Raw genomic sequence first — 13,700 nt, 5'->3', positions numbered from 1 at the left:
AGTCGCTATTTCATCCTTTGCCTGAAAGCCTGACAGCTCGATTGCCTGATTGATCCCTAGACTATTTTGCGAATACCGGGGAGACGGACTATCGGGTCGGAGATTAGCCAGGTGGCGGCAACGGACAGGATGCCGGTGACGCCGAATTTCAGCAGTGCGGGTGCGGTCCAATGGTGGAGAAGCAGGCCTATTGTGACCAGCACTGGCGGGTGCAGGATGTAGACGGCGTAGGCGCGGCGGTTGAGCCAGTCCCAGATGGCAGAGGGCTTGTTCATGTGTTCGCGGAATACCAGCAGCCAGAGAGAGATGATTCCCCAGGCGATCAACGGCTCCCAGAAGGCGTAGAGGATTGCTGTCCAGGAGAATCCTCCTGAGAAGTTTGACCTGCCTGGTCCGTAGAGCTTACGCGCCAGCACGATGCCGACGGGCATGAAAGGCCAGGCGATGACCGTGATGAATAACCAGGGTTGCGCGTCTCTCCAACGAAGCTGACGCAGCCAATCATGACGCCATGCAGCGATGCCGACGGCGAAGAGAACGATGTAGCTGGCGAAATAACCGAGCTGCAGGCCGAAGACGTTTTCGCCGGTGGGTACGAATTGGCGGATGGCCAGGGCGGTTACGCCTGTTCCGACGGCGGCCAGCAACCACCAGCTATAGGCGGGCACTGGCCGGGGAGAGCGTTGTGGCGTTTGTGGAGTCGTTCGTCGTTTTGCGACGGCTGCGCTCCAGGCGCAGTAGATGAGCGAGAAGATGAGCAGGGCTTCGGCGAACCATAGGGGGCCGTTGATGATGCGCTGATGGTTCCGGAGGTAGACGATGGTTGGCCAGAAGCCATGACCTTCAAATGCGGTTACGATAGCGGCGGTGAGCGGGCCGAGGATGAGGATGAATGCCAGCAGCGGCAGGCCTAGGCGCAGGAAGCGGTCTAACAGGAATTGCGCGGTGCCTTTTCGTTCAAGAGAGCGTGGTGTGAAGTATCCAGCCAGCAAAAAGAAGAAGCCCATGAAGTAGGCCTGGTTGGTTGCGCAGAAAAATGTCAGGGCCGTGCTGGATGGAGTTGGGGAGGTCTCGATCTCTCGCCAGAACCAGCCGCCAGGACCGCCGTAAGTGATAGCGGTGTGATGCAGGATGACGAGCGCAGTCATGACAGAACGCAGGCGGTCGATGTAGAAGTCGCGTTGGGCTGTCTGAAGGATCGCTGTCCGGGGCATGAGACATCATACGCGGGACTGGAAGCAGTGGTTCAAGTCCCGCGTGTATGCGGTGTTAATACTTGACGATGGAGGCGAAGGAATCCGGCTTAAGGCTGGCTCCGCCGACGAGTGCGCCGTTGATTTCATCCTGGTCCAGCAGATCAGTTGCATTGTCCGGCTTGACGCTGCCGCCGTAGAGGATGCGAATGGCGCGCGCAACGCTGGAGTCGAGGATGTTTGCGATTTCTGCGCGGATGATCATGTGGGCTCCGATTGCCATCTCTGGAGTGGCTGTTTTGCCGGTGCCGATAGCCCAGACTGGTTCATAGGCGATAACGATGGATGAGGCATCCGCGGGCTTGATGTCGGCGAGTGCGCCTTTGAGTTGGGCCAGCAGTACGGATCCGGTCAGGCCTGCTTCTCGCTCGTGAAGATGCTCTCCAACACATACGATTGGAACGATGCCGTGAATCAACGCGGTGTGAAGCTTTTTGTTCACGATTGAGTCTGTCTCGTTGAAGTACTGGCGGCGTTCGGAGTGGCCGATGAGGGTATGGGTCGCTCCTACAGCTTTGAGCATGGTTGCGGAGGTCTCGCCGGTATAGGCACCTTCTTCGGCGTAGTGCATATTTTGCAGGCCTGCAAGGACGTTCGATCCGGCGACGGCTTCGACGACTGTGGCCAGCGAGGTGACGGATGGGAAAAGTGCGATTTCGTCGCGTGTATGTCCAGCTACGAGAGGCAGGAAGGCGTCGACGAAGGCTTTGGCTTCAGCGGGAGTTTTGTACATCTTCCAGTTGGCTGCGATCAGCGGTTTACGGGACATGATTGGTTGGTTTTCCTCGAGATTAGTTTAGATGATGAACTGGAGAAGCTGCGGGAGACGATCGATGGTGAGACTGGCTATCGATCGACGAGTTCATGTTATGAGTGACGTAGGTTATGAGCGGCGTAGGTTATGAGCGACGAATGTGCTTGAGTGATAGCTGAGTGGACTATCCCTCATGCATGGAGTTCAGAGAATGCTGTGGTTGTGCCGATCGCGTTTGTCGCTAGGCGGGTTCCTGTTCGGGAAAGAAATCGAATGCGCCGATGCCGGGTTGCGGCTCGTCGGGGATTGGGGCGGATGGTCGCTCGCCCTGAAGGAAGAGAAACTTATCGAGTTCTTTGAAGGTGAAGGAACCAAGGCCGTGGGCATCGCGGAAGGAGACTACGATGCTGTGAAATTTCGGGTAGTCCCACAGGTGGGGGTGGATGAAGGAAGTGGCGAAGGCTTGCTGCTGTTGCAGGCTCCAGAGGTAGTGGTCTACGCGGGAATCATAGATGGGGTAAGCGTCTGGGTTGTGCCAGCTACAGTATTTTGTCGCGAAGGAAAAGAAGTTATGAACTTTGCCCTGGACGGTGACTTTGGCGATCTTGTCCACGATTTGCGGTGAGCCCTTGTCGAGGGCGATGTCGATTTCTTTGTGATGTGCGTGGATGTGGCGGGCTACTGTATCGAGCGCGTAGACGCTGGTGTGATAGAGGGAGTTGACTGCGACTACTTTGAGGAGGACGTGGCGCAGGTCGTTGTTGAGGGGATATTGCTGGAAGAGTTCGGAGAGGGTTTGCTCGATCAGTTCGTGCTCGCGGTCGAATCTTTCACAGGCGGATTTTACGGATTCTGCGGTTGGTGTTTGCAGGGCTGAGCTCATGTGATCTGTCCTCGAGCCGACTTTGCTTCAGGGCGTTTTCAGGGGGTGGTTTTCGGCTGGCGCAATTCTACACCTGGTAGATCGAATGCTGCGGTAATCCTGGACTCTTTTCCAGATGTCGGAATAGCTGTCCTGTAGGGGTTAATCTTTGGATTTTGTTTTCGCGTTTATTTGGGCTTCGCGGATAGCTTCGACATCGGCCAGGTCTTGCATTCTTCCTGACTCTAGTTTGTTTTGGATTAGGTGTTCGATCGAAATGATATGGGCAGGGACGCCATCGACGATTGCTTCTGTACGTTGCTTCCAGGCTTCCTCGAACTCGACGCCACTGATGTGCTGCAAAATGTCGACGCGAGCTGGTGGTTGACCGATCTGGAAGACGGAGTCAGGATCATCGCGGAAATCTGCTGGAGTTAATCCGACAAGGGGTGCTCCATAGGCGACCAGGGCGCAGTAGACCGCTTTACTATTTTTGTCTGCGGAGCGGATGAAAAGGTCGAGGTCTTTTGTGGCGCGAGGTTCGGCATGTATTCCTACCGCATATCCGCCGACGACCAGGTATTCAACCTCGTTGGCGTTGAATGCGAGTAAGAGTTGCTTCAGATCTTCGGGTAGCATCGTAGTGGATTCCCTTAAATGCGTATGCAGTGGCCGTTGCTTCCCATACCGCTGCGAATCGCTCGCCGGTCGGACGGCTTTGCCAGTAGCGGTAGGTTTCGGCTTTTTGCTCAGCGTGGCTTGAGAATCTGCGGATTGTCTTGTCGGTGCTCACAGTACGATTGTAAGGCTGACGTAGTACTAATCGCTGGGTTAAATCAAGCTCTTTGCTTCTCGGAGTCGCGGAAGAATAGATGATTTGTCTCGTCTGGCTAATTTGACCCATTTTGACATTTGTTCGATGTATCCCTCCAGTGCGGGGGGAGGGGGGCTATGTAGATTTTCCTTTGGTTGATGCCGACAGCAGATTCCCTTCGGGAATGACAGACAGAAAGGCAAGGGCAACGACAACGACTAGACGGAAAGGCTAAGGCAACGACTAGACGGAAGGGCTAGGGCTAGATCGGTCGCAACTTTACAGGTGCTTTATTTGATTTTGCGGGGGTGGGGGATAATTTTCTGCAACTCGATCCAGGGGCTCTGCTGTCTCTGGATTGGTGCTTTGGACTAATTGGATTTTTAGGAAGAGGACGGTCGATTGATTGGTCCCATCCTAAGCGCGGTGAGGTTGCGCTTAGGATGGGCATCCAGGGATCCGTGGTTGGTGAAGCGAGGGGAGTTACTTGTTGGTGAGGGCTTCTACGCCGGGGAGTTTCTTGCCTTCGAGGAATTCGAGGCTGGCGCCGCCGCCGGTGCTGATGTGGGTGATTTTGTCGGCTACTCCGGCCTGATTGATTGCGCTGACGGAGTCGCCGCCGCCGATGATGCTGGTGGCTGCTACGTTATCTGCCACTGCATTGGCGATGGCGTTGGTTCCTACTGCGAAGGCGGGGAATTCGAAGACGCCTGCGGGGCCGTTCCAGAGAATGGTCTTGGCCTTGGCTACTTCTTCGGTGATGAGGGCGATGGTTTTGGGGCCGATGTCCAGGCCTTGCCAGTCGGCGGGGAAGTTTTTGGAGCTATCCCATACCTGGGTTTTGGCGTCGGGGGAGAAGTCGTCGGCGAGGATGTTGTCGACTGGGAGCAGGAGTTTTACGCCGTTTTTCTTAGCCTTGGCGAGGGCCTCTTTGGCGATGTCGATCTTGTCTTCTTCGACCAGGGATTTGCCGGTGGTGACGCCGAGCGCGCGCTGGAAGGTGTAGGCCATGCCGCCGACGATTACGAGGGTATCGACCTTGTCGAGGAGGTTGTCGATGACGTCGATTTTGCCGGAGATTTTGGAGCCGCCGATGATGGCTACGAAGGGCTTTTCCGGGGCCTCAAGAGCTTTGCCGAGGTAGGTCAGTTCCTTTTCCATGAGCAGGCCGGCTGCGGCTTTTTTGACGAAGTGGGTGATGCCTTCGGTGGAGGCGTGTGCGCGATGGGCAGAGCCGAAGGCGTCGTTGATGTAGATCTCACCGAGTGAGGCCAGCTTCTTGCTGAAGACGGGGTCGTTGGCTTCTTCTTCGGGGTGGAAGCGGAGGTTTTCGAGGAGCAGAACCTGGCCTGATTCGAGCTGGCTGGCTAGTTCGCTGGCTACGTCGCCGATGCAGTCGGGAGAGAAGCCGACGTTGACGTTGAGGCTGACGTCGTGGTCGAGGAGTTCGCGGAGACGGTCGACTAGGGGGCGCAGCGAGTACTTCGCGTTGGGCTTGCCTTTCGGGCGGCCTAGGTGCGAGGCGAGGATGACTTTGGCGTGATGACGAATGGCGTACTCGATGGTGGGCAGAGTGGCCTTGATGCGGGTGTCATCGGTGATGGCGGTGCCGTCTTCGGTGAGGGGGACGTTGAAGTCAACGCGGATGAAGACGTGCTTGTTTTCGAGGTCGAGGTCGCGGATGGAGAGCTTGGACATTTTTCACTGGCCTTCTGCGGTGGGCGTATTCGAAGTGACGACTGCGTCAAATTCGATTTCCACACGCCATTTGGGATTCAAGAGCTGAGCTACTACGACCATGATGGCCGCTGGACGGATGTTATGAAAGACTTCGCCGTGGACGTGGCCTATGGCTTCCCGGTCTTCGGCATGGGTGAGATACATGCGGGTTCGGACTACGTGATTCAGGGAAGAGCTTACGGCAAGGGCAAGGGCAGATTCCCTTTGGGAATGACAGCAAGAAGGGCAAGGGCAAGTGCTAACAGCAGATTCCCTTCGGGAATGACAGACAGAAAAGCAAGGGCAACAGCAAAGGCAACAGCAACGGCAAAAACAAGGGCAACAGCAAGAAAGGTTGGTGCGGCGGATCGGAAAGCTGGAGCAAAGCGAAGGGGAAAGCAGGTCCTTCGCTTTGCTCTGGGATGACTGGACCTTGTTCAGTTACTGGTTTAGAGGCCTTTTTTTACCAGGAAGCTGATGAGGTCTACTACGCGGTTGGAGTAGCCCCACTCGTTGTCGTACCAGCTCAGGACTTTGACGCTGTTGCCGACTACTTTAGTCAGGGGTGCGTCGACGATCGAGGAGAGAGCGTTGCCCTTGAAATCGGAACTGACGAGTTCATGCTCTTCGAAGCCGAGGATGCCTTTGAGTTCGCCCTGGCTGGCGGCCTTGAGGGCTGCGTTGACGGAGGCTGCGTCGGTGGTCTTTTCGCTGATGAAGGTGAGGTCAACGATGGAGACGTTGGGGGTTGGGACGCGGATGGCGAAGCCGTCCAGCTTGCCGGCGGTCTCGGGGATGACGAGCTTGAGGGCCTTGGCTGCGCCGGTGGAGCTGGGGATCATGTTGATGGCGGCAGCGCGTGCGCGGCGGAGATCCTTGTGCGGGAAGTCGAGGATGACCTGGTCATTGGTGTAGCTATGAATGGTGGTCATGATGCCGCTGACAATGCCGAAGTTCTCAAGAAGGACTTTGACTACCGGTGCGAGGCAGTTGGTGGTGCAGCTCGCGTTGGAGATGACGTTGTGCTTGGACGCGTCATACTTGCTGTCGTTCACGCCGAGGACGACGGTGATGTCTTCGTTGGTGGCGGGAGCGGAGATGATCACTTTCTTAACTGTTGCTCCGAGGTGAGCCTTGGCCTTGGTGGCGTCAGTGAAGTGGCCGGTGGACTCGACGATGATTTCTGCGCCGGTTGAGGCCCAGTCGAGCTTGGCTGGATCGCGCTCGGCGAATACCTTGAAGGTCTTGCCATCTACGGTGATGGAATCTTCGCCTGCGGAGATCTCATTCTTGAGGTTGCCGAGGATGGAATCGTGCTTGAGAAGATGCGCGAGGATCGCGGGGCTGGTGAGGTCATTGACGGCGACGAACTCGATTTCGGGATTGCCCAGAGCTGCGCGGAAAACGTTACGGCCGATGCGGCCGAAGCCGTTGATTCCAACCTTGACTGCCATGTTTGCTGTCTCCTTAGGATGCTTTAGGTGTCGTGGTGCATTCAAATCGGGATACGTTTGACCGAGGGATGTCCTTTACATTTCGTTTTGGGACGTGACCTTCCACCAAACTCATCAGATTATCACTGTTGTCAATGTGTTCAAAACGACTCAGCGAAAAAGTTGAGGCGAGTTTGGCGGATGCTGCCTTCGGAGCTAAGGGCTTATTGCTATTGCTGGGCTTATGTACGGGCGGAAGACTGTGTTCTTCAAAATTGGCTTATCAGCAACAGGGAGCGGGATTTATTTCGCGATTGGGCGGGGTGGGTTCCCGGGTGATTGCGATAGTTGGTTCCGATGGAAAATGCACGAATTGGTGTGCAGTGCTGCGTGTGATAATCGGGTTATCTGATAATCGGGCACAAGGCTAACGGCCGCCCGTGATTTGAGAAGCAAGATATGAGAAGACGTTCCAAGCGAGAGCCTAACAATACAGAGTCGACCGGCAAGATCGGTCATGAGTTGCCTGTGAACCAGCCGCGTCCGCTGGTGCCTACCTACCCGGAGGATTCGCCAACGCAGAGGAGTGCGCCATTGCCGCCACCTTTGCCAGTTGCGCCGAAGCAGGATGTGAAGCCGGATCTGAGGCAGAGCGGTGGGCGAGAGCAAAGGCATGGTTCGCGACCACAGAGACAGGCGCCGGCTGCGCCGCGTTACAGCGATGAGGCGGCTAATTCGGGTCGGTTGGAGATGGAGACGCAGCCGGATATGCCGTCGCTGCCTCCTGCGGAGAATGAGGCGGCAGGGCGGACGGTGCAGGATCCCAAGGGATTTGTGGTGCTGACGATTGGGCTGCCGGGTTCAGGCAAGACTACCTGGTTCAAGCGCCGTGGAGTGACTCCGCTATCGAGTGATTTGCTGCGGACGATCCTGTTTGATGACATTACGGAGCAGCGTTACCAGGGGCTGGTCTTTTCAACTTTGCGATCGCTGCTGCGGGCGCGGTTGATTGCGCGGATGCCGTGGAATTATGTGGATGCTACGAATCTTTCTCCGCATGAGCGCAGGCAGTGGATCAAGATGGCGGCGAGCTTTGGGTACGAGGTGCAGGCGGTTTTCTTTGATGTTCCGCTGGAGGTTTGCCTGGAGCGGAATAGCAAGCGGGATCGGCCGGTGAGCGATGATGTGATGCAGAAGATGGCAGAGCGATTGAAGCCTCCGGCGTTTGATGAGGGGTTCAGCAAGATTACCGTGGTGCGGGTTAAGAGCACGGTTTAGGTTTGGGTTTGAATTGAAGGATTCAGGCAGCGGGATTGTTATCTCAGATGAGTTATCTCACCTGAACGGCGCGATGAGGCACTCGCAGTTGTTGAGGTTGGTGGAAGAAACAGATTCCCTGCGGGAATGACGGACAGAAAGGCAAAAGCTGGTCCTTTTGCTTTTCGCATCGCCGACAAAGACATGTCACCGACGAAGGTATGTCTGAGGGAAGTGCGGTTGCTGAGGACCGCGATTTTGTTTGAGTTGGGAGAGCTGGACGGGTTTTCTGGACGGGCTTCTATGAATACTCAGGATGTTAGTTCGCCATATATCGAGCCGTGGATGCGGGGGACGCATGGGGATGTTCCGGCGGCGGGACGGGCTGTGCTTCATGCTTTGGAACTGGCGCTTGAGGATCTTACGAAGTGGACTGCAGGGCTTACGGATGTTGAGGTGAATGCGCGTCCGTTAGGGTTGCCTTCGGTGACTTTTCATCTGCGACATATTGCTGGAAGTGTGGACCGGATTCTTTGCTATGCGGAGGGGAAGCAGCTTTCTGCGGAGCAGTTGGGACTGCTTAAATCTGAGCTAAACGGGAATGAGCTAAGTGGGGAGGAGACTTTGGCGCAACTTATGGCTGCGGTTGACGCTTCCTTGAGCAATGCGGCGGAGCGGGTGCGGGTGCTGGCTACTGCGGATTTGGATACTTTGCGCGGGGTTGGGCGAAAGCAGTTGCCTACGAGTATTGGCGGGGCACTGATTCATGTGGCGGATCATACGATGCGGCATGTGGGGCAGGTGGTGACTACGGCGAAAGTGCTGGTGGCGCTGCGCGATTGGGAAGATATTTAGATTTAGACATCGATTTGTTCCGACATGCGCTCTAATGTATTCAGCCGCGGTAGCCATTATTTTTACCGGATTGCGCATTTTTGATCTGGAGTTGAACGCCAACCTGTATTTTCCAAACAGCAGCTTTTTACGCAACACACAGGAGACATCATGACGCCTCGCGGATTTACGAAGCCCTTGTACATTCTTCCTTTTGATCATCGTGGTTCTTTTCAGACGAAGATGTTTGGCTGGAAGGGTGAGCTTTCGACGGAGCAGACGGCGGAGATTGCCAAAGCCAAGCAGGTTATTTATGACGGCTTTCAGAAGGCGATTGCCGATGGGGTGGAGAAGGAAAAGTCGTCCATCCTGGTGGATGAACAGTTTGGTGCGGCGATACTGCGGGATGCCAAGGCGCAGGGATTTCATTTTGCGATGGCGGCAGAGAAGAGTGGACAGGAAGAGTTTGATTTTCAGTACGGCGATGATTTTGCAAAGCACATTGAAGAGTTCAAGCCAACCTTCAGCAAGGTGCTGGTGCGCTACAACCCTGGAGGCGACGCGACGCTGAATCGTGAGCAGGCGGCGCGGTTGAAGCGGCTGTCGGATTATCTGCAGGGTGCGGGGCAGGCTCTGTTTATGTTTGAGTTGCTGGTGCCGGCGGAGCAGGAGCAGTTGGATCATTTTCTGGGTGACAAGACGGCTTATGACCTGGAGCTTCGTCCTGAACTGATGGTGAAGGCGCTGGAAGAGTTGCAGGCGGCTGGTGTCGAGCCGGATGTGTGGAAGATCGAGGGGCTGGATCGTCGCGAGGATTGCGAGAAGATTGTGGCCACGGCGCGACAGGGCGGCAGGGACAATGTCAGCTGCATCATTCTGGGTCGCGGTGAAGATGATGCGAAGGTGCATGAGTGGCTGAATACGGCGTCTGGTGTGGATGGATTTATTGGCTTCGCCGTGGGCCGCACGGACTTCTGGGATCCGCTGGTGAATTGGCGGGCGGGGAAGAATTCACGGGATGAGGCGGTTGCTGAGATAGCGCGTAGGTATCGTGAGTTTGTGGATGTGTTTGAGGCGGGTAAGAAGGCCTGAACGGCGCTGCGCGGGAGCGGTGCCAAGTCGGCAATCAATCTAAATAATCAAACTCGGCAATCAGCTAAAATCGGCAATCAATTCAGGGAGAGTTGCTTCTCCCTGGGTTGATTGCCGATTGGTCTTGCTCATTTATTTTGGTGCGTTCATTTTGCTTGTTAATTTTTAGACTATGGATTCCTGTGCCGTGTCGACGATGTGGCCCATCTTCTGGTGCTTCGTCTTCATGTATTTTTCAAAGGTCTCTTCGGGAACTACTTCGGCGGAGATGCGCTCGACTACGATGATGCCGCCGGCTTCCAATGCTGCTACTTTTTCCGGGTTGTTGGTGATGAGGCGCACGGCTGGGACGTTGAGAAGCTTGAGGACTTCGGCGGGCAGTTCGAAGCCTCGGCAGTCGGCGGCGTAGCCAAGTTCTTCGTTGGCTTCGACGGTATCGCGTCCGTGATCCTGGAGTTGATAGGCCTTGAGCTTGGCCATCAGGCCGATGCCGCGGCCCTCCTGCTGCTCGTAAAGGAGGATGCCGGAGCCTGCGTCACGAATTTTGCCCATCGCTAACTCCAACTGCATACGGCAGTCACAGCGCAGGGAGTGGAAGACGTCTCCGGTGAGGCATTGTGAGTGGATGCGAACCAGAGGGGGAGCGGAGTGTACATCGCCCATGACGAGGGCGACGAGGCCCTCAACTTTGTTATCGGATGTGGATTTGTCGTAGCAGGGGCGTGGCTCAGACAAATGGCCTTCGAAGCCATAAATACGGAATTGACCCCAGCGGGTGGGGAGGTCTGCTTCAGCTACTTTATTTACATTTTCAAACTGCATATGCACCATTTTACGAGAAATTACCTACTTTCAATTGGATGTGCCAGGGGTGGAGAACGATTCGTCTCCTACGAGGAAGGAGTCAGGGGGTGCTGAAGGCTATGTCCTTTTGAAAGAGGCGGGATCTTGGGGGCTGGTAAGCGATAGAGTGGATGGGTGATTGATCAAAAGCTCATTCTGATTACGTTGCTGGTGAAGCTGGGGGTGGCTGCTTCGGTTTCGAGTGCGTTGGCGCGGTCGCGGACATTTCAGCGGCTGTTGTTTGCGGATCATCGACAGAACCGGCAGACAATGGCGCTGATGGCGTTTTTGCTGGTGCCGCTGACGCTGGGCGTGTGGGTGCGGCTGACGGTGAGGAATTTTCTCGCGGCAGATCTTTCGTTTGAGACGGTGACGCTGCTTGGGCTGCTGGTGGGGCCAGCGTGGGGAATGCTGAGCGGGCTGGTGCTGGCGTTTCCAGCGACGATTCGCGGAGAGTACCTGGCGCCGCCGTTTCTGTGCGCGGTGGGGCTGGTCTCCGGGTTGTTTGGAGCGTGGGTTGAGAAGGAAGAGATCTGGTCGTTTACTCCGTTTGTCGATTTGAGCGTGTACCGGTGGGTGCGGAGGAATCTGCGCAAGCCGAAGTTTGACCGGCAGATTTTGCTGCTGATGTTGATTGCCGGTATGGAGGTGGCGCATGACTGGCTTTCGAGCCGGTATCCGCATCGGCTGTTTGCATTGGATGCTGATGCGTTGTGGTTGCAGGTGCTGGTGTGGTTATGCGCTCCGATGGTGGTGGCGATCAGCCTGAAGATGTGGAATGCGCTGCGGATCGAGTTGAAGCTGGAGGAGCAGAAGCGGCTGGTTTTGGAGGCGCGGCTGGATGCGTTGCAACGGCAGATCAATCCGCATTTTTTGTTCAATACGCTGAATTCGATTGGGTCGCTGGTGCGCTTTCGGCCAGACCTGGCGCGAGAGATGATCATCAAGCTGGCGAATCTGCTGCGGGCGCTGCTGAAGGATCACGATACATATGTTCCGCTGCGGGATGAGTTGAGTTTTACGGACGATTATCTGGATATTGAGGTGGTGCGGTTTGGGTCGGAGAAGCTGAAGGTGGTGAAGGAGCTTGATCCGAAGACGCTGGACGTATTGGTGCCGAGTATTCTGCTACAGCCGCTGATTGAGAACAGCATCAAGCATGGACTGGAACCGCGCATTCAAGGCGGCACGATTACGCTGCGGAGCCGGATGCAGGGCGACAGCATGGTGGTGGAAGTGGAAGACGATGGAGTGGGTATTGTGCTGAAGCCGCCATCGGCGCTGGCACGCGGGGGCGCGGGCATCGGCATGAAGAATGTGCGCGAGCGGCTGGAAGTGTTGTATGGAAACCGGGCGCGGTTTACTGTGGTTTCGCGACCGGGGCGGGGAACGCTGGTTTCGATTGAGATTCCGTCTGATTTGCCGGAGATGGGGCGGTAGGGCGAAGGGGATTAGCTTCGGGAATGACAGATAGAACTGCAAGGGCAACTACAACGGCAAGGACACCAGCAACTGCAACGGCAGAAGCAGATTCCCTTCGGGAATGACAGACAGAACGGCAAGTGCAACAGCAAGGGCAAGTGCGACAGCAAAGGCAACAGCAAGGGCAAAGGCAAGTGTGGGTTTTTTGCGGGGATTGGATTAGAGATTTTTGTTTAGGATGGTGGTTTGTTGTTTAGCAGGGATTCGTAGAAGGCTACGTAGCGGGGCAGGATTCGGGTGGAGCAGAAGCGATCCTGCGCGGTTTTGCGGGCTGCGTTGCGCATGGTTTGATGGCGTTCGGAATCGTTGAGCAGGGCGATGGAGGCTTCGGCCATGGCTTCTACGTCGCCTACGGGAAAGAGCAGGCCGTTCACGCCGTCGTCGATGAGTTCTGGTACGCCGCCTACGCGGGTGGCGATGGCTGGGGTCTGGCAGGCCATCGCTTCGAGTGCGGCCAGGCCGAAGGACTCCATCTCGCTGGGCATGAGCATGAGATCGGCCAGGGGCAGAAGTTCGTGGACGCGGTCTTGCTTGCCGAGGAAGTGGATGCGGTCGTGGATGCCGAGGGAATGGGCAAGCCATTCGGCGGTGGAGCGATCGGGGCCGTCGCCTACGAGGGCGAGTCGCGCCGGAAGTTGTTTGGCGACGCGGGCAAAGATCTGGACTACATCGGCTACGCGCTTTACGGGGCGGAAGTTGGAGAGATGCATGAAGAGGAATTCGTCTGGAGCGGCGAATTTTGCGCGAGCCTGGGCGCGGGAAGATTCATCCGGATAGGGCTTGTAGACATCGCAGTTTACGAAGTTGTGGACGACTTCGATGGGCCGGGTGATGCCGAGGTTGGCGATGGTTTTTTCTTTGAGGTCCTGAGAGATGCTGGTGACGCCGTCGCTTTGCTGGATGGAGTAGCGGGTGATGGGCAGGTAGGAGTGATCCATGCCTACGAGGGTGATGTCGGTACCGTGGAGGGTGGTGACGAAGGGCAGATGTTTGCCGCGTTCGACGAGCATCTGACGGGCTAGCAGGGCACTGACGGAATGCGGGATGGCGTAGTGAACATGAAGCAGATCGAGGTGGTAGTACTCGGCGACCTCGGCCATGCGCGAGGCAAGCGCCAGGTCGTAGGGCGGGAATTCAAAGAGCGGATAGTTGGAGACTGGGACTTCGTGATAAAAGATGCCGGTTTCGCGACCGGTCAGGCGGAATGGTTGCGAGTAGCTGATGAAATGAACTTCGTGGCCGAGGGCTGCGAGTTCAATGCCTAGCTCGGTGGCTACTACGCCACTGCCGCCGTATGTAGGGTAACAAGTGATTCCGATGCGCATAAGCCTCTAAATTGGACGCTGGCGGTGGTTGG

13 protein-coding genes are annotated in these 13,700 nt (G+C 56.2%); 4 read left to right on the top strand and 9 right to left on the bottom strand.

Going from position 1 to position 13,700, the window contains the following annotated elements:
• Nucleotides 1-56 precede the first annotated feature (56 nt).
• From OHL19_RS12335 to gap, 7 genes are all read right to left on the bottom strand, one after another.
• On the bottom strand, nt 57-1,214 hold the full coding sequence (locus tag OHL19_RS12335; protein WP_263357999.1) for an acyltransferase family protein: 1,158 nt from the start codon (nt 1,212-1,214) through the stop codon (nt 57-59).
• Between the two features lie 55 nt (nt 1,215-1,269).
• Nucleotides 1,270-2,022, bottom strand: a complete 753-nt coding sequence (gene tpiA / locus OHL19_RS12330) for a triose-phosphate isomerase (RefSeq protein ID WP_263357998.1) — start codon at nt 2,020-2,022, stop codon at nt 1,270-1,272.
• 226 nt (nt 2,023-2,248) lie between these two features.
• Nucleotides 2,249-2,890, bottom strand: coding sequence for a hypothetical protein (locus OHL19_RS12325; protein ID WP_263357997.1), 642 nt, complete (start codon nt 2,888-2,890; stop codon nt 2,249-2,251).
• 141 nt (nt 2,891-3,031) lie between these two features.
• Nucleotides 3,032-3,508: a nucleotidyltransferase gene (locus OHL19_RS12320; RefSeq protein ID WP_263357996.1), complete on the bottom strand. Its 477-nt coding sequence runs from the start codon at nt 3,506-3,508 to the stop codon at nt 3,032-3,034.
• Nucleotides 3,509-4,166: 658 nt separating this feature from the next.
• Nucleotides 4,167-5,381, bottom strand: coding sequence for a phosphoglycerate kinase (locus OHL19_RS12315; protein ID WP_263357995.1), 1,215 nt, complete (start codon nt 5,379-5,381; stop codon nt 4,167-4,169).
• 3 nt (nt 5,382-5,384) lie between these two features.
• A complete protein-coding gene (locus tag OHL19_RS12310; RefSeq protein ID WP_263358374.1) occupies nt 5,385-5,771 on the bottom strand; it encodes a Rid family hydrolase in 387 nt (128 codons plus the stop codon).
• Between the two features lie 80 nt (nt 5,772-5,851).
• Entirely contained in the window at nt 5,852-6,856 is a 1,005-nt protein-coding gene (gap, locus tag OHL19_RS12305) for a type I glyceraldehyde-3-phosphate dehydrogenase (RefSeq protein WP_263357994.1), read from the bottom strand.
• A gap of 438 nt (nt 6,857-7,294) precedes the next feature.
• Here gap and OHL19_RS12300 point away from each other — a divergent pair, with 438 nt between their 5' ends.
• From OHL19_RS12300 to OHL19_RS12290, 3 genes are all read left to right on the top strand, one after another.
• Nucleotides 7,295-8,113, top strand: coding sequence for an ATP-binding protein (locus OHL19_RS12300; protein ID WP_263357993.1), 819 nt, complete (start codon nt 7,295-7,297; stop codon nt 8,111-8,113).
• Nucleotides 8,114-8,395: 282 nt separating this feature from the next.
• Nucleotides 8,396-8,947 (top strand): DinB family protein, encoded by a 552-nt coding sequence (locus OHL19_RS12295; protein ID WP_263357992.1) that lies wholly within the window; start codon nt 8,396-8,398, stop codon nt 8,945-8,947.
• 150 nt (nt 8,948-9,097) lie between these two features.
• Entirely contained in the window at nt 9,098-10,018 is a 921-nt protein-coding gene (locus OHL19_RS12290; protein WP_263357991.1) for a DUF2090 domain-containing protein, read from the top strand.
• A 165-nt stretch (nt 10,019-10,183) separates the two neighbouring features.
• Here the strand turns inward: OHL19_RS12290 and ribA are convergent, their stop codons facing one another.
• The gene (gene ribA / locus OHL19_RS12285; RefSeq protein ID WP_263357990.1) at nt 10,184-10,840 is read right to left on the bottom strand and encodes a GTP cyclohydrolase II; all 657 of its coding nucleotides are present in this window, start codon (nt 10,838-10,840) and stop codon (nt 10,184-10,186) included.
• A gap of 156 nt (nt 10,841-10,996) precedes the next feature.
• Here ribA and OHL19_RS12280 point away from each other — a divergent pair, with 156 nt between their 5' ends.
• Nucleotides 10,997-12,301 carry a sensor histidine kinase gene (locus tag OHL19_RS12280; protein ID WP_263357989.1) on the top strand — a complete coding sequence of 435 codons (1,305 nt, stop codon included), beginning with the start codon at nt 10,997-10,999 and terminating at the stop codon, nt 12,299-12,301.
• Nucleotides 12,302-12,516: 215 nt separating this feature from the next.
• On the opposite strand, the gene bshA is transcribed toward OHL19_RS12280, so the two are convergent.
• Nucleotides 12,517-13,668 carry an N-acetyl-alpha-D-glucosaminyl L-malate synthase BshA gene (gene bshA / locus OHL19_RS12275; RefSeq protein WP_263357988.1) on the bottom strand — a complete coding sequence of 384 codons (1,152 nt, stop codon included), beginning with the start codon at nt 13,666-13,668 and terminating at the stop codon, nt 12,517-12,519.
• Nucleotides 13,669-13,700 lie beyond the last annotated feature (32 nt).

Origin of the sequence: Acidicapsa ligni (assembly GCF_025685655.1) — a bacterium.
In the GTDB taxonomy this organism is placed as follows: Bacteria; Acidobacteriota; Terriglobia; order Terriglobales; family Acidobacteriaceae; genus Acidicapsa; species Acidicapsa ligni.
Note: the sequence above shows the minus strand (reverse complement) of the source record. Positions and strands in the feature narration are given on the sequence as shown.

Coding starts and splice junctions, on each gene's coding strand:
- OHL19_RS12335 (WP_263357999.1), bottom strand. CDS start 1,214: ATGCCCCGGACAGCGATCCTTCAGACAGCCCAACGCGACTTCTACATC.
- tpiA (WP_263357998.1), bottom strand. CDS start 2,022: ATGTCCCGTAAACCGCTGATCGCAGCCAACTGGAAGATGTACAAAACT.
- OHL19_RS12325 (WP_263357997.1), bottom strand. CDS start 2,890: ATGAGCTCAGCCCTGCAAACACCAACCGCAGAATCCGTAAAATCCGCC.
- OHL19_RS12320 (WP_263357996.1), bottom strand. CDS start 3,508: ATGCTACCCGAAGATCTGAAGCAACTCTTACTCGCATTCAACGCCAAC.
- OHL19_RS12315 (WP_263357995.1), bottom strand. CDS start 5,381: ATGTCCAAGCTCTCCATCCGCGACCTCGACCTCGAAAACAAGCACGTC.
- gap (WP_263357994.1), bottom strand. CDS start 6,856: ATGGCAGTCAAGGTTGGAATCAACGGCTTCGGCCGCATCGGCCGTAAC.
- OHL19_RS12300 (WP_263357993.1), top strand. CDS start 7,295: ATGAGAAGACGTTCCAAGCGAGAGCCTAACAATACAGAGTCGACCGGC.
- OHL19_RS12295 (WP_263357992.1), top strand. CDS start 8,396: ATGAATACTCAGGATGTTAGTTCGCCATATATCGAGCCGTGGATGCGG.
- OHL19_RS12290 (WP_263357991.1), top strand. CDS start 9,098: ATGACGCCTCGCGGATTTACGAAGCCCTTGTACATTCTTCCTTTTGAT.
- ribA (WP_263357990.1), bottom strand. CDS start 10,840: ATGCAGTTTGAAAATGTAAATAAAGTAGCTGAAGCAGACCTCCCCACC.
- bshA (WP_263357988.1), bottom strand. CDS start 13,668: ATGCGCATCGGAATCACTTGTTACCCTACATACGGCGGCAGTGGCGTA.